The sequence below is a fragment of the Aeromonas sp. QDB25 genome (assembly GCF_027707725.1).
GTDB lineage: Bacteria > Pseudomonadota > Gammaproteobacteria > Enterobacterales > Aeromonadaceae > Aeromonas > Aeromonas caviae.
Window position 1 is genome coordinate 19,478 of sequence record NZ_JAPCIZ010000011.1, and the last position, 20,502, is coordinate 39,979.

At 63.4% G+C, this 20,502-nt stretch carries 20 protein-coding genes and 2 pseudogenes; 15 read left to right on the forward strand and 7 right to left on the reverse strand.

Features of this window, described 5'->3' with window-relative positions:
• Positions 1 to 34: 34 nt before the first annotated feature.
• From mukB to PG883_RS05785, 6 genes are all read left to right on the forward strand, one after another.
• Entirely contained in the window at positions 35 to 4,462 is a 4,428-nt protein-coding gene (mukB, locus tag PG883_RS05760) for a chromosome partition protein MukB (protein ID WP_270807028.1), read from the forward strand.
• Positions 4,463 to 4,612: 150 nt separating this feature from the next.
• On the forward strand, positions 4,613 to 4,999 hold the full coding sequence (locus PG883_RS05765) for a septal ring lytic transglycosylase RlpA family protein (RefSeq protein ID WP_052816256.1): 387 nt from the start codon (positions 4,613 to 4,615) through the stop codon (positions 4,997 to 4,999).
• A 288-nt stretch (positions 5,000 to 5,287) separates the two neighbouring features.
• Positions 5,288 to 5,761 carry a cupin domain-containing protein gene (locus PG883_RS05770; protein ID WP_052816254.1) on the forward strand — a complete coding sequence of 158 codons (474 nt, stop codon included), beginning with the start codon at positions 5,288 to 5,290 and terminating at the stop codon, positions 5,759 to 5,761.
• Between the two features lie 16 nt (positions 5,762 to 5,777).
• The gene (locus PG883_RS05775) at positions 5,778 to 6,263 is read left to right on the forward strand and encodes a GNAT family N-acetyltransferase (RefSeq protein WP_069784637.1); all 486 of its coding nucleotides are present in this window, start codon (positions 5,778 to 5,780) and stop codon (positions 6,261 to 6,263) included.
• Positions 6,264 to 6,528: 265 nt separating this feature from the next.
• Positions 6,529 to 6,837, forward strand: a complete 309-nt coding sequence (locus tag PG883_RS05780) for a putative quinol monooxygenase (RefSeq protein WP_042879252.1) — start codon at positions 6,529 to 6,531, stop codon at positions 6,835 to 6,837.
• Positions 6,838 to 7,179: 342 nt separating this feature from the next.
• On the forward strand, positions 7,180 to 7,671 hold the full coding sequence (locus tag PG883_RS05785) for a SixA phosphatase family protein (protein ID WP_270807029.1): 492 nt from the start codon (positions 7,180 to 7,182) through the stop codon (positions 7,669 to 7,671).
• 56 nt (positions 7,672 to 7,727) lie between these two features.
• Here the strand turns inward: PG883_RS05785 and PG883_RS05790 are convergent, their stop codons facing one another.
• The 4 genes and pseudogenes from PG883_RS05790 to PG883_RS23930 all read right to left on the reverse strand — a co-directional run bounded on the left by PG883_RS05790 (position 7,728) and on the right by PG883_RS23930 (position 9,412).
• The gene (locus PG883_RS05790) at positions 7,728 to 8,108 is read right to left on the reverse strand and encodes a hypothetical protein (RefSeq protein WP_085943958.1); all 381 of its coding nucleotides are present in this window, start codon (positions 8,106 to 8,108) and stop codon (positions 7,728 to 7,730) included.
• Positions 8,098 to 8,325, reverse strand: coding sequence for a hypothetical protein (locus tag PG883_RS05795; RefSeq protein ID WP_085943960.1), 228 nt, complete (start codon positions 8,323 to 8,325; stop codon positions 8,098 to 8,100). Before PG883_RS05795 ends, PG883_RS05790 begins: the two co-directional genes overlap by 11 nt.
• Before the next feature lie 125 nt (positions 8,326 to 8,450).
• On the reverse strand, positions 8,451 to 8,654 hold the full coding sequence (locus tag PG883_RS05800; RefSeq protein ID WP_039040737.1) for a hypothetical protein: 204 nt from the start codon (positions 8,652 to 8,654) through the stop codon (positions 8,451 to 8,453).
• A gap of 123 nt (positions 8,655 to 8,777) precedes the next feature.
• A pseudogene (locus PG883_RS23930) lies at positions 8,778 to 9,412 on the reverse strand (LysE family translocator).
• A 423-nt stretch (positions 9,413 to 9,835) separates the two neighbouring features.
• On the opposite strand from PG883_RS23930, the gene PG883_RS05815 reads away from it, so the two are divergent.
• Positions 9,836 to 10,861, forward strand: a complete 1,026-nt coding sequence (locus PG883_RS05815; RefSeq protein ID WP_010674839.1) for a Wadjet anti-phage system protein JetD domain-containing protein — start codon at positions 9,836 to 9,838, stop codon at positions 10,859 to 10,861.
• A 344-nt stretch (positions 10,862 to 11,205) separates the two neighbouring features.
• Here the strand turns inward: PG883_RS05815 and PG883_RS05820 are convergent, their stop codons facing one another.
• Positions 11,206 to 11,784, reverse strand: coding sequence for a PhnA domain-containing protein (locus tag PG883_RS05820; protein ID WP_010674837.1), 579 nt, complete (start codon positions 11,782 to 11,784; stop codon positions 11,206 to 11,208).
• A 179-nt stretch (positions 11,785 to 11,963) separates the two neighbouring features.
• Between PG883_RS05820 and PG883_RS05825 the strand changes: the two genes are divergently transcribed.
• The 6 genes and pseudogenes from PG883_RS05825 to PG883_RS05850 all read left to right on the forward strand — a co-directional run bounded on the left by PG883_RS05825 (position 11,964) and on the right by PG883_RS05850 (position 16,586).
• A complete protein-coding gene (locus PG883_RS05825) occupies positions 11,964 to 13,157 on the forward strand; it encodes a methyltransferase (RefSeq protein WP_202041148.1) in 1,194 nt (397 codons plus the stop codon).
• Positions 13,158 to 13,345: 188 nt separating this feature from the next.
• Positions 13,346 to 14,778 (forward strand): annotated as a pseudogene (locus PG883_RS05830) (chitinase).
• 122 nt (positions 14,779 to 14,900) lie between these two features.
• On the forward strand, positions 14,901 to 15,266 hold the full coding sequence (locus tag PG883_RS05835; protein ID WP_010674835.1) for a VOC family protein: 366 nt from the start codon (positions 14,901 to 14,903) through the stop codon (positions 15,264 to 15,266).
• 207 nt (positions 15,267 to 15,473) lie between these two features.
• Positions 15,474 to 15,872, forward strand: a complete 399-nt coding sequence (locus PG883_RS05840; RefSeq protein WP_010674834.1) for a GFA family protein — start codon at positions 15,474 to 15,476, stop codon at positions 15,870 to 15,872.
• Between the two features lie 29 nt (positions 15,873 to 15,901).
• Positions 15,902 to 16,129, forward strand: a complete 228-nt coding sequence (locus PG883_RS05845) for a DUF4287 domain-containing protein (RefSeq protein WP_010674833.1) — start codon at positions 15,902 to 15,904, stop codon at positions 16,127 to 16,129.
• Between the two features lie 46 nt (positions 16,130 to 16,175).
• Entirely contained in the window at positions 16,176 to 16,586 is a 411-nt protein-coding gene (locus tag PG883_RS05850) for an SRPBCC domain-containing protein (RefSeq protein ID WP_010674832.1), read from the forward strand.
• An 86-nt stretch (positions 16,587 to 16,672) separates the two neighbouring features.
• Here the strand turns inward: PG883_RS05850 and smrB are convergent, their stop codons facing one another.
• Positions 16,673 to 17,197, reverse strand: coding sequence for an endonuclease SmrB (smrB, locus tag PG883_RS05855; RefSeq protein ID WP_029314568.1), 525 nt, complete (start codon positions 17,195 to 17,197; stop codon positions 16,673 to 16,675).
• Positions 17,198 to 17,262: 65 nt separating this feature from the next.
• Here smrB and prmB point away from each other — a divergent pair, with 65 nt between their 5' ends.
• Both prmB and aroC read left to right on the forward strand, forming a co-directional pair.
• Positions 17,263 to 18,198: a 50S ribosomal protein L3 N(5)-glutamine methyltransferase gene (gene prmB / locus PG883_RS05860; protein ID WP_010674830.1), complete on the forward strand. Its 936-nt coding sequence runs from the start codon at positions 17,263 to 17,265 to the stop codon at positions 18,196 to 18,198.
• A gap of 16 nt (positions 18,199 to 18,214) precedes the next feature.
• Positions 18,215 to 19,303 carry a chorismate synthase gene (gene aroC / locus PG883_RS05865; protein ID WP_010674829.1) on the forward strand — a complete coding sequence of 363 codons (1,089 nt, stop codon included), beginning with the start codon at positions 18,215 to 18,217 and terminating at the stop codon, positions 19,301 to 19,303.
• A gap of 87 nt (positions 19,304 to 19,390) precedes the next feature.
• Here aroC and PG883_RS05870 read toward each other — a convergent pair whose 3' ends face one another.
• Positions 19,391 to 20,209 carry a substrate-binding periplasmic protein gene (locus PG883_RS05870; RefSeq protein WP_442866369.1) on the reverse strand — a complete coding sequence of 273 codons (819 nt, stop codon included), beginning with the start codon at positions 20,207 to 20,209 and terminating at the stop codon, positions 19,391 to 19,393.
• Positions 20,210 to 20,502: the final 293 nt, after the last annotated feature.

Here is a 20,502-nt window from a genome sequence, read left to right on the forward strand (position 1 = left end):
TGATGGTGTCTGCCGGTTTGATGGAGAGTGTGGCGTGAGAGGCAAATTCAAATCCCTGACCATGGTCAACTGGAACGGCTTCTTTGCCCGCACCTTCGATCTCGACCAGCTGGTCACGACCCTGTCCGGCGGTAACGGCGCGGGCAAGTCCACCACCATGGCGGCCTTTATCGCGGCCCTCATTCCCGACCAGTCACTGCTCCATTTCCGTAACACCACGGAGGCGGGCTCCTCCAGCGCGTCCCGCGACAAGGGGCTCTACGGCAAGCTGCAGCGTGGCCACTGCTATTCGCTGCTGGAAGTGATGAACAGCCGCGAGCAGCGGATCTGGGTCGGTGTGCACCTCGAACAGGTGGCCAACCGTGACAACAAGGTCAACATCACTCCGTTCGCCCTGGTGGATGTGCCCGAACACCTGGCGCCCACGGATCTGCTGCTGGAGAAGCTCGACGACGGCAAGGGTCGGGTACGTGCCTTCGCTGATCTGAAGGGGGCGGCAGCGGAGCTCGGCGCCATCAAGGTCGCCAAGTTCAATACGGTGACCGATTATCACAACTTCATGTTCGAGTTCGGCATCACCCCGAAGAAACTGCGGGATCAAAAGGATCGCGGCAAGTTCTATCGCCTGATCGAAGCTTCCCTCTACGGCGGTATCTCGTCTTCCATCAGCCGCTCCTTGCGTGAATACCTGCTGCCGGAGAACTCCGGGGTACGCAAGGCGTTCCAGGACATGGAGGCGGCCATCTACGAGAACCGCCGCACCCTGGAAGCCATCAAGGAGACCCAAGGTCAGCGGGATCTCTTCAAGAACCTGATCACCGAGACCACCCACTATGTGGCCGCGGAGTATGTGCGGGGCGCCGCCGAGAAGAGCCGTCTCTCCGAGCTGGCCCTCAAGGCACGCTCTGAGCTCGCCGGCAAACGCCGTCTGCTGGCCGAGGAGAAGCAGCGCGCCATCTATCTGGCGGACGAGGTGGATCAGCTCACCAACCGCGAGAAGCTCCTGACCGACGAGCTGGAGTCCGCCGCCGAGCACCTGGCCAAGGTGATGGCGGCCGTGGCCCTGCAAAAGAAGATTGCCCTCTATCGCGCCGATCTGGCGGAGCTCAACGACAAGCTCGAGCAGCAGCAGGCGGTGGTGGAAGAGATCCACGGCCAGTTGCTGGAAGTGGAGGAGCGCAAGGAGCTGGCCCAGGCAGAGGTGGACAGCCTCAAGACCCAGCTGGCCGACTACCAGCAGGCGCTCGATATCCAGCAGACCCGCGCCATCCAGTACCGTCAGGCGGTGCAGGCCCTGGAAAACGCCCGCGAGCAGTGCGAACTGCCGGGGCTCGAGCCTGCGCAGGCGAGCGACACCCTGCACCAGTTCCGCGCAGCCGAGCAGAGCCTCACCAGCCGGGTGCTGGGGGCCGAGCAGCAGCTGGCGCTGGCCAAGGCGGCGGTGGCCGAACACGAAGCGGCGCTGACGCTGCTGCTCAGCATCGCACCCGAGACAGTGCGCGAGGCTGCCTGGCCCACCGCGCAGGCGCTGCTCAAGCGCCACATCGAAGACAAGGCCCGCATTGCCCAGGGGCAGGGTCTGCGCGCCGCGCTGGCTCGCCTCGAGAAAGAGAGCGAAAGCCAGAAGACGCTCTTGCGGCTGCGAGACGAGCTGGCCCAGGCGTCTGGTCAGCACATTGCTAGCCAGGACGAGCTGGAGATCTTCCTCGAAGCCCAGCGCACCCGCCAGGAGGAGCTCTCCGAGCAGCAGGCAGAGGCCAATCAGCGCCGCGCCAGCCTCGAGCATCAGGGTACTCAGCTGGGTCGCGATATCGCGGAGCTGACCAAGCTGGCCCCGCGCTGGCTCAAATCCTTTGAAAAACTCGAGCAACTGCGCGAGCAGAGTGGCTTGGCCTTGGCCACCGCCGAAGAACTCTCTTCCGGCATGCAGAGCGTGCTCGACAAGGAGCGGGAGTTCGAGCAGGAGAGCAACCGCATTCAGGGCCAGAAACAGGCGCTGGAGATGCAAATTCGCAACCTGCAGCTGGGTGCCGGCGAGGCGGATCCGCGTCTTGCCCGCATCGCCGAGCAGGTGGGGGGCGTGCTGCTCTCGGACGTCTATGACGACATCTCCATCGATGATGCCCCTTACTACTCCGCGCTCTACGGCCCGGCTCGCAGCGCCCTGGTGGTGCTCGACCTCGAAGGCGCCATCGAGCGGCTGAAAAAGCTGGAAGATTGCCCGGAAGATATCTACCTCATCCAGGGCAACCCCGACTCCTTTGACGAGGATCTGGTGGAAGCTGATGAGCTGGGGGACGCCGTGCTGGTGCGCACCAGCAAACGTCAGGTGCGCTTCTCCCGCTACCCCGAGCTGCCGCTGTTTGGCCGCGCCGCCCGGGAAAAACGGATCGAGCAGCTCGATCTTGAGCGGGAAAACCTCATCGAGGGCTACGCCAAGGCCGCCTTCGAGCAGCAGAAGTACCACCGTCTCTACGGCCACTTCCGCGACTTTATCGGCCAGCATCTGGATATCGCCTTCCGCCCGGACCCCGAAGCCGAGGTGCAGGCCAAGCAGCACGAGCAGCGCAAGCTGCAAGAAACCATCGCCGAGTGCGACAAGCAGCTGAGTGATGCCAAAGCCGCCGCCGCCCAGCTGACCCGCCATATCCAGCTGGTGCAGGGGATGCTGCCCTTTGCCCACCTGTTTGCCGAGGCAGACCTGGCGGCCCGCCTCGAGGCGGCTCACGCCGATGTGGAGGCCCTTAAAACAGCCGAAGCCTTTATCGCCAGGCACGGCAAGGCGCTGGAAAAACTGGAAACCATGGTGCAGGTGCTGCGCCAGGATCCCCAGGATCTGGCGGCCCTGCAGGCGGCCTTTGACGAGGTGAGCGACCTGCTGGCCGAGCAGAAGCGCCGTTGCTACGCCCTCGATCAGCTGGTGGCCCGTTTGCCGCACTTTGCCTATCAGGATGCGCAAGATCTGCTGGGCAAGGCCTCCGAGATGAGCGAGCGACTCAAAGAGAAGCTCAAGGCGGCAGAGCTTGCCGCCCGCATCGCCGGTGAGCAGCACAAGCAGATCACCCAGCGCCACACCGAGGCGCTGCAACTGCGCACGGCGCTCGATTCCAGCGCCTCGGCCAAGGGGCAGACCCTGGCGGAGTTCGAGCAGGAGCTGGCGGCCATGGGGCTGACCCTGTCGGATGACATGGAAGAGAAGGCCCGTGCCCACAAGAAAGAGATTGAAGAGCTGCTTATCCGCACCCGGACCCGCCGCACCAGCGCCGAGGCCCAGTTGCAGGTGTGCAAGCGCGAAATCGAGTCCCTTGGCGGTCGTCTCAAGCTCGAAGGCAAGGATTACTACAGCGCCCGCAAATCCCTGGTGGGTCACAAGGCGAGCTGGTCGCGGGTGGTGCGTCTGGCACGGGAGACCGACGTCGAGAAGCGTCTGAACAAGCGCGAGCTGGCGTACCTCGACAGCGACGAGCTGCGCTCCATGTCGGACAAGGCCCTCGGCGCCCTGCGGGTGGCGGTGGCCCACGACGAGGCCCTGCGCGATGCGCTGCGTCTGTCGGAAGGCAACCGCAGCACCGAGCAGAAGGTCGCCTTCTATGTGCAGGTCTACCGTTACCTGAAAGATCGCATCCGCAACGACATCATCCGCTCGGACGATCCGGTGGAAGCCATCGAGGAGATGGAGATCGAGCTGGCGCGCCTCGCCGACGAGCTCAAGCAGCGGGAAACCCATCTGTCGCTCTCCTCCCACGAGGTGGCGGCCAAGATCACCAACATCATCCGCCGGGAGCAGAACCGCATCCGGGTATTGAACCAGGGCCTGCAGAACATCGCCTTCGGTCTGGTGCGCGGGGTGCGTCTCAACGTCAATATCCGCGAGGCCCACACTCGCCTCCTGACCGCACTCGCCGATCAGAGCGCCATGCACAACGATCTTTTCGCCGACAAGGAGCTCAGCTTCTCCGAGGCCATGGCCAAGCTCTTCCAGCGTCTCAACCCGCAGGTGGAGCAGGGGGAGCGCAACTATCAGGTGATGGGGGACGTGCTGCTCGACTATCGCAACTACCTGGAGCTGGAGATCGAGGTGCAGCGCGGGGCTGACGGCTGGCTGCGGGCCGAGAGCGGCGCCCTCTCCACCGGCGAGGCGATCGGCACCGGTCAGGCCATCCTCTTGATGGTGCTCATCAGCTGGGAGGAGGAGTCCCGCCGTCTGCGCGGCAAGGACATCGCTCCCTGCCGCCTGTTGTTCCTGGACGAAGCGGCACGGCTTGATGGCAAATCCATCGCCACCCTGTTCGAGCTGTGCGAGCGGCAGGACATGCAGCTCCTCATCGCGGCGCCGGAGAACATCAGCCCCGAGAAGGGCACCACCTACAAGCTCATCCGCAAGGTGCAGGGCAAGCACGAGCATGTGCATGTAGTGGGGCTGCGCGGCTTTGGCTTCGCCGACGACAAGCTCATCGCCTGACATCTTCCCCTGACAGGGGCTGACGGAGCGATACGCAAAACGGGAGGCTTGGGCCTCCCGTTTTCCATGGGAAATGTGAGAGAGTAGGCCCCTGTTAACGGAAGCCTGACTGGCGATGCTGGTCGCTCTGTCCCATCGAGGAAGCAACGCATGACGACGCGACAAAAAGGGCTGCTGGCCTCTCTGTGCCTGCTGCTGGCCGCCTGCAGCAGCCACCCTGATGCAGGCAGTGCGGGCAACTGGCGAGGCTATACCCAGACGGGGCTTGCCTCCTATTACGCCGATCGCTACCACAACAAGCGCACCGCCAGCGGGGAGCCTTACCAGCGCCACGCCAACACCGCCGCCCACATGACACTGCCCTTTGGCGCCCTGGTGAGGGTCACCAACCTCGCCAACGACAAGAGCGTGGTGGTGCGGGTCAACGACAGGGGCAATTTCCCCCGCGGGCGCATCATCGATCTCTCCAGGGCGGCGTTCAGCGCCATCGGCAATCCCCGATCCGGGCTTATCAAGGTCAGGATTGAGGTGCTCTAGTCACCGGGTCTGCATGTGCCGGTGCCCCTCCATACCCGGGCCGCTGGAAGAGGGCATTTCCCGGTGATCGCGGGCCATCTTCTTCATTCCATTGGTGAGGTCGCCAACGCGATTTCCCATTTTCCGGTGTGCCATTAAGATAGCCAAACGAAAAACAGGGTGTCTTTGCCATCTGGCGGCAACCGGGCATGGCATGGTGTGTGAGACACCCTTTCAACCCCCTGCCCATGTTTCGCCGCTAAGGCGCAGGCTATAAAGAGAGACGTCATTCACTGGGAGGATCAGAACATGGCTGACAAGCGTGCCATTCAGGCAACGGCCATCCCCGAGCACAAGGCAAAGTCCCTCTATCCGGAGCCCTTTGCCTCCCTGGTCAAGCACCGCACCCGGCGCAGGCTGGGGGATCATTTCGGCCTTGCCAATTTCGGGGTCAATCTGACGACCCTGGCACCGGGGGCCATCTCGGCGCTCAAGCACCATCACGGCCTGCAGGACGAGTTCGTCTATGTGCTCTCGGGCAATCCCACCCTGCGCCACGGGGAGGAGGAGTACCGGATGTCGCCGGGGGAGTGCATCGGCTTCAAGGGGGGCAGCGGCCTGGCCCACCAGTTGCTCAACCACGGTGAGGTGGACGCCGTCTATCTCGAGGTGGGGGACAGGCTGCCAGGGGACACCGTCGACTATCCCGACGACGATCTGGCCCTGGTACAGGGTGCCGATGGCGCCTGGTCAGCCAGACACAAGGATGGCACCCCCTACTAGGGTGCCTCTTCGGGCAATGAGAGAGACCTCCATGGTGTTCAGCCCCTTTTCTGCTGTCAGGGCAGAGGATTTTCTGCCGCTGCTCAACGACGAGACGCTGCGAAAGCACCTGATCCCTCACCCGCTTTTCGATGTGGCCGGGGTGCGCGACTGGATGGCGTACAAGCTGGGAGTCGACGCCCGGCCAGGTTGCCGCGTGCGCGCCATCTTCCTCGACGGCACCCTGGCGGGGTGGTGCGGTATCCAGCCCGATGACGAGGGGGTGGAGCTTGCCATCGTGCTCGCCAAGGCCGGCTGGGGAAGCGGCGTGGCGATTTTCAACGAGATGATGGGGTGGGAGAGGGAACTTGGCCATCGGACGATACTCTTTCACTTGCTGGATACCCGCCCGCCTTATCTGTCCCTCGCCAGACGGGCCATCTGGGTGAGGAAAACGCGCCTGGGCGAACACCCTTTCACCACCTATTGCCTTGACGTTGAGCGCTGGCCTGCAGGCCCTTAGCCTGGACCAGGGGGCCGCAAGCCGTGCCGCCTCCTGGCGGGTCCCGTTGCCACCCTTTGCGCCATGATCCCTCCCGCTCGTTTGTTCCTCCGTGCACGGCGTGGTTATCCACCCCGTTGAACACAGTGTTCATTCTGCCCCCCTATATGGCCCCCACCGTCCTGCCTACACTGGGCAACGTCTGATGGGGGAGTATCCGGCAGTATAAATCGCTGTCCAGGTTGCACTCTCTGGCGTGTTGACGATGTACAACGGAGAAAACTGGATGAAAAAAGAGACAGACAAACTGGTATCGATCGCAGTGCTCAAGGCCCGTGACGGCATGGGAGAGCGCCTTCGCGATGCCCTGCTTACCTTGATTGACCCCACTCGCCAGGAGCCGGGCAACCTCGATTACGTGCTGTTCGAGTTGAAGGATGAACCCGGCACCTTCTACATGCGGGAAGCCTTCGTGAGTCAGGCCGCCCTGGATGCCCACTGTGAGACCGCGTATTTCCAGGCTTTCGCTCGCCAGGCGGACGAACTGCTGGCCGAACCCCTTCGGCTTGTCTTCATGGAAGAAGTGAGCCCCTGATCCTTGCCGCAGAGCCCGATGGTCCCCTCATCGGGCTTTTTGCCTTCAGCCTCGCTCCCGGCAATCGCATCTACCTGCTCGGCTGTGTGGCCATGGCCCTGAACCCCATCCTGATCAAGCGCTGCTACCGGGGGAGTCCTTCCTCCACCTGACCGGCTGGACCCTCATCTGCGCCACTGTGCTGCTCACCGGCATGCTGACCGGGGAGACAGTACACTGGGAACAGGTAGGCTGGGGGGTAGAAGGTGTGCTGCTGACCATGGTGCTCCTGCCCCTTCATGCTGGCAAACGGGGGGCTGTCTGAGGGGCCGCCTGTGGCCCTGATCAACCAGGGAGTGCGTCATGAGAAGAACCCTGATCCTGGTACGCCATGGCAAGTCGAGCTGGGAAGACGCGTCTTTGTCTGACCGCGCTCGTCCGCTGGCTGCGCGCGGGCTGCGCGATGCGCCCCTGATGGGGGCTCGTCTGGCGCACCTTGGGGTGAAGCCCGATCTCATCCTCTCGAGCCCCGCCTGCCGGGCCCTGACGACCGCCCGGCTGCTTGCCGCAGAGCTGGGTTATTCCCCGAACCACATCGCCATCGACGAGGGCCTCTACGAGAGCGATGCCGGGACCCTTCTCGGGGTGGTGGGGGCGCTTTCAGATGATCTCGCCTGCGTGCTGCTGGTGGGTCATGATCCTGCCTTCACCGACCTGGCTCATGGCTTTTCCTCCGGTATCACTCGCATGCCGACCTGCGCCCTCGCCCGCTTCATCTTCGACGCCCCCTCCTGGTCGGCGCTCCCGTCCTGCTCGCCGGTGGTGGCCGTGCTGGACTTTCCGAAGAAGAGGTAGGGGGGGCAGAAACGACAAGGGGAGCCGCGGCTCCCCTTGTCGTGATGGTGACGGGGTCATTTGGCCGCGATGGGCCCCTTGGTGCCCGCGTCGTTGTCGACCCAGCCATCTTCTCCCTTGAGGCGGCGATCCCCCTGGATGGTGTAGATGACCATGCCCTCCTTGAACACCAGGGCGCCGTCGGATTTCCTGGCACTGACCTGCTTGTCGTTGACCCACACCTGATCCTTGTCATCGATGCGGATGTTCGCGACCGTGGCGCCCGTCTCGGGGAAGGTGGCGACCCAGTTGCCGGTGTAGGGGCTGGCGCTGGCCGCTGCGGGGGCGGCGCCAAATCCGGCGGCGGCGTTCTCGGCCTTGCTCATGTTGATGTCACAGCCGCTGAGTTCGCTCACCTGGGTACAGCCTGAGCGCTCCAGCTTCTGCTCATAGCTCATAGCTCATGTTCAATCCGCCTTCGTTGGCCGTGGCGGCGGTGCCAAATCCTGCCTTGGCGTTTTCCGCCTTGCTCTTGTGAATATCGCAGCCCTGGGCTTCGGTCACCTGGGTGCAGCCGGAGCGTTCCAGCTGCTCGGCGTATTTGTGGTTGATGGCGTGAACCTGGGCGCTGCCCAACAGGGTGAGGGTCAGGATGAGCGCGGTCTGTCTGAACATGATCAATACCTCTGGCAATGGGTCATTCGGGCTTGCTGCTCCCTGGGCGGCAAGGGGCTTGCGCTGGCGAGATGAAGCCCTCTCTCACCATAGCAAGCAGGAGGGAGCGAAAGACGATGTCTGCGTCAGCTCTGGGGGATGCGGACCCCCTTGTCGAGGTAGAGGCTGCTGTAGTGGGCGCGGTGGGTGACGAACATCACCTGATGGCGACTGCCATCGGAGAGAATGATGAAATCACCGGCCTGTGCCGGGCTTTGCAAGCGGATCTCGTGTTCGGGGGCCGTCAGCTTGTCGGCCTCCTCCCGGAAGGTGAGGGTGTAGGAATACATATGGCGCTCCACCGCAGGCTCATATACAGACACGCCTACAACTCTAGCCCCGGTAGCCGGGATCCGCGGCGCCCAAGCGGCGCCGATGGTGCAGATAATGTCAGCAGCGGTGAGGCACAGGGATCAGGGACGACCACTGAGCAGGATGGCGCCGCCCAGGGTGATGAAGAGCCCGCCGGTGATGCGGCCAACGAGGCGCTCGCCGCGACCTGGCTTGAAGTAGCGACCGGCGCGCCTGGCCAGGGCGACATAGCACAGATGCACCAGGCTGACGATGGCGCAGATGGTCAGGTACATGGTGATGAACTGCAGCGTCAGCGGACTCTGGTGATCGAGGAACTGGGGCAGCAGGGCGCAGAGGAAGACGATGGTCTTGGGGTTGCTGGCGGAGACCAGAAAGGCTTCTCGCAACAAGGAGAGGGTGGTTCTGGTGCGTCCCCGCGCGGTGGAGGGAGAGAGCCCTTGGGCACTGGTATTGGCCGCGCGCAGCGCCTTGTAGCCCAGATACACCAGGTAGCCACCCCCGCCAGCTTGAGGGCGACAAAGAGGGGAGGCAGGGTTTGCAGCAGGGCCCCCACCCCCATGGCGACCAGACCGATGAGGATGGCCTGGCACCCCAGGTTGCCGAGGATACTGACAAGGGCGGCGCGCCAGCCGTGTTGCAGACCGTTCTTGACCACCAGCAGCACATTGGGGCCAGGGGTCAGGGTCGCCAGCAGATAGGCCAGCGCAAACAGCATCCAGGTATTGGGGTTCATGAGCAGATCCTTGGCGTCAAAGCTGGCATGATGCCAGCCTCTTTGACGAGTCGTCCAGCGGCGTCTCTCCCGGCCCCGAAGAGGATCCAGGCGAGAGCAATCAGGTGCAGCATGGTCTGCGGCTGGAAATGAAATAGGCAAGGATATGTATAAAAAAATCGCATGAAGGCAGTTTTTTATGATGTGTTAAAACCGCAGATAAGCTGTCTTTTTTCTCACCGGTTAACCTATGGCGTCGCAGCATACTGATTTCACCGATGTCGATGGATTGCCAATCGTAAGCGCTGACCATCCTGCCACGAGCTTGTGGACGGGTGACGGTTTGAAAGAGCGATCTTCCTTTGGTGCGAGACAGGTCACGGTTGTGGACAGAAAGATCCCCTCTACTTGGCCATATGGAACCGCAATGAATGAGGGGGGAGGATGTCACTTTTTGATGAGCGTCGAGTGCAGGATCTCTGTGCCCGCTTGCTGGCAGACACTAATAACCAGGGATATTCACTCGATAGCAAGCATGGCCGCGAGTTGAGAGATCTCCTGCAGGCTGTGGGTGGAGTCAAGCCAGTGGGACGAGGGGCTCGTCATGTGTTGACCGATGCTGGAAGGAATTATCTCGCAGCACAGCTGGCACAGGTTGCACCAGTGATGCCGGACAGGCGTGACACGATACGGGCTCTCGGGGTGGACCTGCCCGCACATCTAAACCAGGCCAGTTTTCATGCCCTCTGGCATGGGGACAGCAAGAGCGGGATAGATCCAGATAATGATGCTATCGACATCACGCTGACACAGGATGAAGTGATTCGACTTCGCACGCTGAGCCCGCTGTCACTCATCGGCAAGGACGGACTGCGCTACGACATGAGGGCGCAACTGGCACTATTGGGAGAGCTGGTCTTACCGGAGCGCTGCTTGAGTAAGTTACATGGCATTGAGTGGCAGGGGCGGCAACTGGTCACGGTGGAGAACAAGGGAGCTTTCGTGGATTACCCGCTGCAAGTGGGGGAGTTGTTGCTCTATGTGCCTGGCCGCAATACCAAGTTGGCACGTCAGGTATTCCCGCTGTTGCCGGCTGCCGTACCCTGGGCCCATTTTGGCGATTTGGATCAGCGCGGATTGGATATCGCTAACGAGCTGGCCCATGCCCTTCGTCGTCCGTTGGCTCTTTGGCTACCCGACACCTTGATGGCCTATGTTCATCACTATGCCCGCACTCTGATCCGCCGTCTGGAGGGGCAACCGATCAGCAGAGGCAAGATCCCATGGGAGGAGGTACCCGTGGTGAGTGAGCATGGCAAGCAACTGGAAGAGGTCCTTATATATCTGATCGAAAAGGGATTGTGGTTGGAACAGGAAGTATTGGTGCTAGCCGGAGGTTGGCAGTCATGGCCACTCGACGCGCCTTGCGGCCAACGCAGTAATGAAAAAACCGCCATCAGGCGGTTTTAATGGTTGTCAGCCCCTATTTCAGGGCTTTTTTCAGCTTTTTGATCTTGCCTTCGTGCTTGGCGATTTTCGCCTGGCGGGCGGCGATCTTCTTTTTGATCTCTTTCTTGCTGGCCATGGGGCGGCTCCTTGTCTCGTGGGCGCCATGGGGATCAGGGTGCCCGGGGTCTTTCCATGCGTGCCGGGAAGGCCCTCTCCGTTGGCGCACTGGCGGCCAGGGGAGGGGGCATACCGCGGAACTGGTTTGCAGGATAGTCCAGTTTCCCCCGGATGCCACCCGAACGGCAGGAAACAGAGGCAACAAAAAAGTGCCCCCGGGGGGCGCTTCTGGCTTGAAGGGGTCAGTATCAGGCCTTCTTCAGGTAGGCGGCCACCAGCACGATCTGCATGCCGTTGACCTTGCCCTCGATGTGCAGCGGGTTGTTGGTCAGGCGAATGCCCTTGACCAGGGTGCCGCGCTTGGCGGTGAAGCCGGCGCCCTTGACGTCCAGATCCTTGATCAGGGTGACTGAGTCCCCTTCCACCAGCACGGCGCCATTGGAGTCGACGGTCGGTACGCTGTCGTCATCGTCGCTGGTCACGCCGGCGTCTGCCCAGGCCTTGACTTCGTCTTCCATGTACATCATGTCCAGCATGTCCTGGGCCCAGAGCTCGCCCCGGGCGACGAGGGCCTTCAACTGGCGCCAGGCCATCACCTGCACCGCCGGCACCTGGCTCCACATGCTGTCACCCAGACAGCGCCAGTGGTTCACCTCCGTGGTGTCCGGCTGCTCCAGCTGGCCGCGGCAGGTGGCGCAGAGGACCACGCTGTGGTCGTCGTCACTGGCGGGGGAGTGCGGCACCGGGAAGGCAGTCAGCGCATGTTCTGCGCCACACAGCTCGCATTTGGCATTTGCACGGGCTTGCAGGATGGCATTGATGGTCATGATTGGGTTCCGTTTATAGGGGTAAAGCGGCTCGCCGTGGCGGGCTGCGCGAATGAGGGGGCGGAATATAGCACAAATCCCTGCTTTTTGTCAGGCTACCAGCGGCGCACAGGCGAGTGCTTTTTGACGGCAGATCGCTAGAATGAGCCTCCCTTTTTGCGCCAAAGGACAGGTTCACCGTGCTGGCCCACCGTTTTCGACAACTGGACTGCTTGCTCACCGCCGAGCGACGCTGGTGGCAATACCAGCCCTATCACCATTTGGGGATCGCCTTTGCCCGCGAGGCGCCAGCCCTTGCGAAGTGCCTGGCAGCCCTGACCCTTGACGAGATAGCGCACCTCGACGGGGACATGGATGCGCTCTGCACCCTGCTCGCCCCCTGGATCCCGGCGGGGGCCGAGTTGCAGGCCCTCGGCGAGCTTGCCCCTTTCGCCCCAGAGCCCGTCCAGTGCGCCAGGACCATGGCGATGTACATGCCGGGACGCAAGCAGGGGCAGATAGAGGCCTTCACCGGCTGCCTGCCCCCCCACCAAGGTCCCTATCTGGAGTGGTGCGCCGGCAAGGGGCATCTGGGGCGCCTGGTGTCGCTGCACCGTGGCGCGGAGATCCTGAGCCTGGAGTGGCAGGGGGCGCTCTGCGAGGAGGGGCGGCGGCTCGCCGCGCGCGACGGCGCCAACATGCGGTTCGTGGAGGCGGATGCCTTTGCCACCGAGTCCGGGGCCCTCATCGCCCCGCACCATCACGCCATGGCGCTCCATGCCTGCGGCGATCTGCACACCCATCTGCTGACGCGGGTGGCCGAGGGGCGTGCCCAGGGGGTGACCCTCTCCCCGTGTTGCTACCACCTCATCAGAGGAGAGCACTATGCGCCCCTCTCCCGGGCCGCCAGGGCCAGTGCCCTGCGCCTTGGCAAGAGCGATCTGAAGCTGCCGCTGCAGGAGACGGTGACCGGCGGCGCCCGCATCGCCCGGTTGCGGGAGCGGGAGGTGGTGTGGCGCCTCGCCTTTGACTGCCTGCAGCGCCAGGTGCGCGGGGTGGATGAGTACCTGCCGGTGCCCAACCTGCAAAAGAGCCTGCTGACCGGGGACTTCGAGGATTTCTGCCACTGGGCCGCCGAACGCAAGGGGATGGGCTTGCCCGCGGGGCTCGACTACGCCGCCTTGCTGGCACAGGGGGAGCGGCGCTTTGGCGATGTCGCCCGCATGGAGCTGGTGCGCCACCTGTTTCGCCGCCCCCTGGAAATCTGGCTGCTGCTCGATCGCGCCCTTTTCCTCGAGGAGCAGGGCTACCGGGTGGAGGTGGGCACCTTCTGCCCCAAACCCATGACCCCGCGCAACCTGCTGATCCAGGCGGTGCGCGCAGGGGGGATCTGAGCAAGCGTCCGCACAGGTCGGATGGCTGCGCCAACAAGGCCAGGGGCTGGATCCCCCTGCAAACGAGCGCCATCTGAGTGCAGGGAGGCGTGGCTCACAATTTCGCCAAATTCTTAATTCTTGTCGTGAATTTAGTTGCCAGGATGCCTATGCTCGCCCTGACATTTTCAAGACAAGGATGGTTACCCATGTTCATGCTCACGCGCACCGCCTGCCTGGTTGCCCTCGTCTGGGCACTGCCCGGCCAGAGCGCCATGACAATCCAGCCCGATCCCCAGAACAGCGGCGGCTATGTGATGGCGGCGGCGGATCTTGCCAGTGCGGCCCAGGCCAAGACCGCCAACCCCATGTACGGGATCTGGTCCCACGCCCTGGCCACCCGGCCCAATTCGGTGGTGGAGGCCATCGTAGCCCGCGCCCCCGGCAACCCGGACAACGTCAAGCGGGTCGAGCGGGTCTTCACCGAATCGGACTGGGAGTTCCTGACCCAGATGGCCGCCCCGGAGTACACCTACGAGCGCTTCCTGCGGGCGGTGGGCAAGTTCCCCGCCTTCTGCGGCGACTACACGGACGGGCGCAATGCGGACGCCATCTGCAAGAAGTCCATCATCACCGCCTTCGCCCACTTTGCCCAGGAGACCGGCGGCCACATTGCCAAGGAGAATGTCTCCGACAACCCCCTGGGGCTGGAAGAGTGGTGCACGTGCGGGAGATGGGCTGGTCTGAGGGGCAGACCGGCTACACCACGGGGTGTGGCCAGAGTGACTGGCAGAACCGGCGCTGGCCCTGCAGCACCGGTCAGGGCTATTTCGGTCGCGGCGCCAAGCAGCTCTCCTACCACTTCAACTACGGCGCCTTCTCCGAGGCCATGTTCGACGGCGACGCCTCTGTGCTCCTCAACAACCCCGGGCTGGTGGCGGACTCCTGGCTCAACCTCGCCTCCGCCATCTGGTTCTTCCTGACGCCCCAGGCTCCCAAACCCGCCATGCTGCACGTCATCGACCGGACCTGGGTGCCCTCCCAGCGTGAGCTGGCGGCGGGCATCGGCTACGGCTTTGGCACCACCATCAACATCATCAACGGTGGCATCGAGTGCGGCGAGCAGAACAAGAACAAGGGCCAGCCGGTCAACCGCATCCGCTACTGGGAGGGGCTCGCGGCCCACTACGGGATCCCGCTGCTGGCGGACGAGAAGAACACCTGCTGGCAGCAGACCCCCTATGGCAGCCTCAACCTCAACGGCGCCACCGACGTGCTCTACACCAACTGGGACGGCAACTGGAAATACTACCCGGACAGACCCGGCGGCTACTCCTTCGAGTGCGATCTGGTGGGGTACCAGACCGCCTATTCGGCCCTGGTGCCGGGGGATTACGAGAAGTGCGTGACCAACTTCTACGGCTCCCACGCCAGCTGGCCCAAGGTACGGGTGGTGGCCGCGCTGGATCCGGCCCCGGTCGACCCCGGCACGCCGCCGGTGGACGGGGTACCGGCCTGGGAGGCAAGCAAGGTCTACACCGCGGGCAACAAGGTGAGCCACAAGGGGGTCATCTATCAGGCCAAGTGGTGGACCCAGGGCAACGAGCCGGGCAAGGGGGATCCCTGGGCACCGGTAACCTGAGAGTCAGTACAAGCGCAAGCACTCCGGGGAGGCCGCGCGCCTCCCTTGTTGATCGCCGCGCTGGCTTGCTGCGCCTCTTTTGGCACTGATAGCCTGCGGATTCACACCGAGGGAGGATGACCATGAACATCGCCATTCATTTTGAAATTCCGGTACAGGATCTGGAGAGAGCCATCCGCTTCTATGAGGGGGTCTTCGAGACGGTGCTGGAGCGGGTGCAGATCGATGGCAACGAGATGGCGCTCTTTCCCCTGGAAAGTGGCACGGCGGGCTGCTCCGGCGCCCTGGCGAAGGGGGAGAGCTATGTGCCGAGCCTGGATGGCACCCGGATCTATCTGCGGGTGCCTGACATCGAGGGGACCATGGCCCGGGCACTGGCATCGGGCGGGGCCTGTCTCTATCCCGTCACCCGGGTCGGGGAGGGCCTCGGGGTGGCGGAGTGTCGGGATTGCGAGGGGAATCGCATCGCCTTGCAGGAGGGAACCTGACCATTATTTATCCGGTGCATGGGATATGTTGAGTCATTCACGCGATGAATAAAGAGGGGGATTTTCCCGCTCCGGGAGTCTCAGACCCGCGGTGAGGCCCCGGAATGGTCAGTTGCCGCCCCCCGGATCCCGTGCTACTTCATCTGGTGCGGCAAGAAGGCGAGCACCCGTTCGCCCGGTCTGTCGCCCCAACTCTCAGGAGGCATCATGGAAGGACATTGTCTGTGTGGCGGGATCACCGTGTCGAGCGGCGATCACAAGGAGGTCAACCTGTGTCACTGCGCCATGTGCCGGCGCTGGTCAGGGGGGCCCATGTTCGCGGTGCACGGGGGCAAGGGCGTACGGTTCACCGGGATGACCCCGGTGGCCTACCGCTCGTCGGAGTGGGCGGAGCGCGGATTCTGCCCCACCTGCGGCACCCATCTTTTCTACCATCTGTTGCCGACGGACGAGTACATCCTCTCCGCCGGCCTGTTTCAGGATCAGGGGTTCGAGCTCACCGGGCAGATCTTCATCGACGAGAAGCCCGACTTCTATGCCCTCAAGAACGACACCCCGACCCTGACCGGGCAGCAGGTGTTCGAGCAGTTCGCCCCCAAACCCTGAGCCTGTAATCACCCCGAGGAGAAGCCATCATGGATGAACAACCGAAGGTGAAGGGGCCTGCCTCCTATTTTCCCGCCATCGAGCAGAAATACGGCCACCCCATCGTCCACTGGCTGACCCTGCTGGCGGGGCGGGAGGAGCGCAAACACATGGCCCTGGTGGCCTGGCTCAAGGACGAACACGCCATGGGTCACGGCCATGCCAATGCCCTGGTGGCACACTTTTTGGCGCAGCCCGATGCGCCCGGCGTGGCATGACAGTGCCACAGTGCAAAACGTGCAGGAAAGCCAGAGGAGCAGAGAGATGAAGATAAGCGTCAGCGTCTGGGTTGCCAGGCCGATTGCCGATGTGTGGCGGGGCTGGAACACCCCCGCCAGCATCATGGCGTGGAACGCCGCTTCCCCGCAGTGGCACTGCCCCCAAAGCCGGGTGGACCTGCGGGTGGGTGGGCGTTTTTGCCACCACATGGCGGCGCGGGATGGCAGCACGGGGTTCGATTTCGAGGGGACCTTCACCGAGGTCACGGCGCCGACGGGGCTCGGCTACGTCATGGCCGATGGCCGCGAGGTGAGCGTGCGGTTCGTGGCAGAACAGGGGGGCACCCGGGTGGAGGAGCGGTTCGATGCCGAGTCCCTGCACAGCGGCGAACAGCAGCGGGCGGGGTGGCAGAGCATCCTGGATAACTTCAAGCGCCATATGGAGGCCGCCGGCTGACCCCTGCGGGGTGCCAATAAAAAAACCACCGCAAGCTGGCGGTGGTTTTTTTATGGCGTTCGTCCGGGGCAAGGCGGGGCAGGGGGTCACTCCGCGATGTCCAGCAGCACCAGGATGGCGCTCTCGCCCCCCCACTCCCGCGGCGCCTGGTGAAAGGCGCGCACAGCGGGGTGCTGGGCCAGCCAGCTCGGGATGCGCTGCTTGAGGATGTGCTTGCCGATGCCGTGCATCACCGAGGCGACGTGGATGTTCTCTTTTCGGCACAGGGTGAGCAGGGCCGCCAGCTCCTGCTTGGCCTGGTGCTGGTTCATGCCGTGCAGATCCAGATAAATCTCCGGCGGGTAGCTGCCGCGCTTGAGCTTTTTCAGCTCGAATTTTGACACGTCGTCGCGCACGTAACGGGTCGGCCCGTCCGCCTCGAGATGGGGCTGGTACTCGTCGCTGAAAAAGTAGTCAACCCCAAGCTTTTCGCGGCTCTCGCGCACTTCGCGTTTCTGCTTGACCGGGTTTGAGGAGGCCCTTATGGTATCTTGCTTAATTTTCCGGGTACCTTTGACAGCATCACGAAACAGCAGGCTTTCCTCGTCTGTGAGTGAGGGCGTATTTTTCATCAGGTACTCGTCTTGCTCGCTGTATAAAATTCTCGGGCCGGATATTACTCGACTTGGAGGTGGATTTGGACAAGATATTTATCGATGAGGTGGTTGCCGAAATGCACACCATCCAGGACATGTTGCGCTGGGCCATGAGTCGTTTCAACGACGCCGGGATCTTCTACGGACATGGTACCGACAACGCCTGGGATGAGGCCGTGCAACTGGTGCTGCCCGCGTTACATCTGCCGCCGGACGTGGATCCGGGCATGCGCCACTCCCGCCTGACCACCAGCGAGCGCCACCGCATCGCCGAGCTCATCATCCGCCGCGTGCAGGAGCGCATTCCGGCGCCTTACCTGACCAACAAGGCCTGGTATGCGGGCTGGGAATTCTACGTGGACGAACGGGTGCTCATTCCGCGCTCCCCCATCGCCGAGATGGTGGCCAACCGCTTCGCCCCCTTCCTGAAAGACGAACCGACCCGGATCATGGACTTGTGCACCGGCTCCGGCTGCATCGCCATCATCATGGCCCACGAGTTCCCCCATGCGGAAGTGGATGCCATCGACATCAGCGTCGATGCCCTCAACGTGGCCGAGCGCAACATCAACGATCACGGACTGGAGCAGCAGGTTATCCCCATTCGCTCCGATCTGTTCCGGGATCTGCCGGCCGGTGACAAGTACGATCTCATCGTCTCCAACCCGCCCTATGTTGACTCCGAGGACATGTCGGATCTGCCGGAGGAGTTTCGCCACGAGCCGGAGCTGGCCCTGGCGTCGGGCTCCGACGGCCTCAAGCTCACCAAACGTCTGCTGGCCAATGCCGCCGACTTCCTGAAAGAGGATGGCGTGCTGGTGGTCGAGGTGGGCAACAGCATGATCCACCTGGAAGCCCAGTTCCCCGAGGTGCCCTTCACCTGGGTCGAGTTCGAAAACGGCGGCCACGGCGTCTTTGTGATGACCCGCGCAGAGCTCGAGCAGCACCAGGCCCATTTCGCCATTTACAAGAACTAAGCAGCAAGGAGCATTCATGGCAGGGAACAGTTTCGGCCAACTCTTTCGGGTCACCACTTTCGGCGAGAGCCACGGTCTGGCGCTGGGCGCCGTGGTCGACGGCTGCCCGCCGGGGCTGGAGATAAGCGAAGACGATTTGCAGGGGGATCTGGACAGGCGCAAGCCCGGCACCTCCCGCTACACCACTCAGCGCCGCGAGGCGGACGAGGTGAAGATCCTCTCCGGGGTGTTCGAGGGCAAGACCACGGGCACCTCCATCGGGCTGCTCATCGAGAACACCGATCAGCGCTCCAAGGACTACTCCGAGATCAAGGATCTGTTCCGTCCGGGTCACGCCGACTACACCTATCACCAGAAGTACGGCCAGCGTGACTACCGTGGCGGCGGCCGCTCCTCGGCCCGCGAGACCGCCATGCGGGTCGCGGCGGGGGCCATCGCCAAGAAGTACCTGAAACAGGTGCACGGCATCGAGATCGTGGGTTTTCTCTCCCAGCTCGGCCCCATCAAGGCGGAAGGGTTCGACGAGAGCCAGATCGAGCAGAACCCCTTCTTCTTCCCCGATGCGGGCAAGCTGGAGGCGCTGGATGAATACATGCGTGCCCTCAAGAAAGAGGGCAACAGCGTGGGGGCCAAGGTGTGTGTCGTGGCACGCAATGTGCCGGTGGGCCTGGGGGAGCCGGTGTTCGACCGCCTCGACGCCGACATCGCCCACGCCATGATGGGCATCAACGCGGTGAAGGGGGTGGAGATCGGTGACGGCTTCGCGGTGGTGGAGCAAAAAGGCTCCGAGCATCGGGACGAGATGACTCCGGCCGGCTTTGCCAGCAATCATGCGGGGGGCATCCTGGGGGGCATTTCGTCGGGTCAGGAGATCGTGGTGAGCATGGCCCTCAAGCCTACCTCCAGCATCACGGTGCCGGGCAAGACCATCACCACCAGCGGTGAGGCCACCGAGATGATCACCAAGGGTCGTCACGACCCCTGCGTCGGCATCCGTGCCGTGCCCATCGCCGAGGCCATGCTGGCCCTGGTGCTGATGGATCACCTGCTGCGCCACCGCGCCCAGAACCAGGGCGTGCACACCCAGACCCCGCAACTGCGCTGATCATGCTGCAGGCAGGGTGAGTGATCACCAAAAACCACAAGGCGACCCCAGGGTCGCCTTTTTCATGGTTTTTTGCCGGCGTCGGCGTCAGGGGGCCGATGGCGTCGAGAGCGATGACTGCCGGGTTGCGTCCAGGCGGCAGCGGGGCGGCGCAAAGGCGGGATCCGGTGAGGGCAGGGCGGCGATGGCGGAATCGATGCGGGCGAGCGCGTCCTCGTTCACGGCCTCTTTGGCAAACATCAGGCGCACCGGCTGCTGGTGCAAGAGCACCTGACACTGGATGGCATCGCTCGCCCCGAGCTGGCCGAGCCGGTAGCGGGCGTACTGCCACTCCATGATGACGCCGTCGAGGCGGCGCGCCAGCAAGAGGGTGAGCAGCCTGTCATCGCTGTTGTATTCGCTCGCCTGCCCGAGGGCGGGGCACTCCTCGCTCATCGGCAGGGGGCGGGTGCCTCGCAGCTTGCCAAGGCGCAGCCCCTTGGCCTGGCACAGGGTTGCCAGCTCCGTGATCTCTCGCCAGCCCTCGGGCTCCCCGGCCTGCGGGCGCTGGCTCAGCAGCACGAAGCTGGCGCGCCGATAGGGGGCGGAGAAGCGGGCGAACCGCTCCCGCTCGGGGGTTTTCAGGGCGCCCATGGCCACGTCCAGCTGCTGGCGCTCCATGAGGTAGAGGGCCCGGGCCCAGGGGAGGTTGCGAAAGGCGGGCTCCACGCCTGCCTTGCCCAGGATCTGGCGGGTCAGGGTCACGTCCAGTCCACCGAGGGTACCGTCGGCAGCGATTTGGCTGAAAGGGGGCCAGTGGCTCCAGGCCACCGACAGGGTCTCCCTGGCGGCGAGGGGCTGGGCGAAGAGCAGGGGCAGGACGAGGCCCAGCATGCGCCGGGCGGTGGGGGTGAACTTCCGTTTCAATCAAAACCTCCTGTTCCGTGTATCGCGCCGTCCCCGGCAGGCTGCGCAGGGGCATTGATACATACGGCGATTCGGGCCATTTTGTCCTGCCTTCGTCCCTATTTCCAGCCGTGCTGGGAGGCGCATCACATTTTCCTCGTCTAAGTGCGCCAACTCCGTTAGACTGCGCCTCTATTCTTTCCCCTTTGCTCTGCTCCCCGGGGAAATCGTTGTTTTCTCTATAGGCCCGGATCCTGTGAGATGGCATCGGCTCAGCAGAGGAGCCCCACCACGATCTTTGGCGCCCCTATCCC

Excerpts from the sequence above, each read along its gene's own strand:
- smrB (WP_029314568.1), bottom strand. The coding sequence starts at position 17,197 with ATGAAAAATACGCCCTCACTCACAGACGAGGAAAGCCTGCTGTTTCGT.
- PG883_RS05790 (WP_085943958.1), bottom strand. The coding sequence starts at position 8,108 with ATGAGCTATGAGCAGAAGCTGGAGCGCTCAGGCTGTACCCAGGTGAGC.
- PG883_RS05770 (WP_052816254.1), top strand. The coding sequence starts at position 5,288 with ATGGCTGACAAGCGTGCCATTCAGGCAACGGCCATCCCCGAGCACAAG.
- PG883_RS05850 (WP_010674832.1), top strand. The coding sequence starts at position 16,176 with ATGAAGATAAGCGTCAGCGTCTGGGTTGCCAGGCCGATTGCCGATGTG.
- PG883_RS05800 (WP_039040737.1), bottom strand. The coding sequence starts at position 8,654 with ATGTATTCCTACACCCTCACCTTCCGGGAGGAGGCCGACAAGCTGACG.
- PG883_RS05835 (WP_010674835.1), top strand. The coding sequence starts at position 14,901 with ATGAACATCGCCATTCATTTTGAAATTCCGGTACAGGATCTGGAGAGA.
- PG883_RS05820 (WP_010674837.1), bottom strand. The coding sequence starts at position 11,784 with ATGACCATCAATGCCATCCTGCAAGCCCGTGCAAATGCCAAATGCGAG.
- PG883_RS05780 (WP_042879252.1), top strand. The coding sequence starts at position 6,529 with ATGAAAAAAGAGACAGACAAACTGGTATCGATCGCAGTGCTCAAGGCC.
- PG883_RS05785 (WP_270807029.1), top strand. The coding sequence starts at position 7,180 with ATGAGAAGAACCCTGATCCTGGTACGCCATGGCAAGTCGAGCTGGGAA.
- PG883_RS05765 (WP_052816256.1), top strand. The coding sequence starts at position 4,613 with ATGACGACGCGACAAAAAGGGCTGCTGGCCTCTCTGTGCCTGCTGCTG.
- PG883_RS05795 (WP_085943960.1), bottom strand. The coding sequence starts at position 8,325 with ATGTTCAGACAGACCGCGCTCATCCTGACCCTCACCCTGTTGGGCAGC.
- PG883_RS05845 (WP_010674833.1), top strand. The coding sequence starts at position 15,902 with ATGGATGAACAACCGAAGGTGAAGGGGCCTGCCTCCTATTTTCCCGCC.
- aroC (WP_010674829.1), top strand. The coding sequence starts at position 18,215 with ATGGCAGGGAACAGTTTCGGCCAACTCTTTCGGGTCACCACTTTCGGC.
- PG883_RS05815 (WP_010674839.1), top strand. The coding sequence starts at position 9,836 with ATGTCACTTTTTGATGAGCGTCGAGTGCAGGATCTCTGTGCCCGCTTG.
- PG883_RS05775 (WP_069784637.1), top strand. The coding sequence starts at position 5,778 with ATGAGAGAGACCTCCATGGTGTTCAGCCCCTTTTCTGCTGTCAGGGCA.
- PG883_RS05840 (WP_010674834.1), top strand. The coding sequence starts at position 15,474 with ATGGAAGGACATTGTCTGTGTGGCGGGATCACCGTGTCGAGCGGCGAT.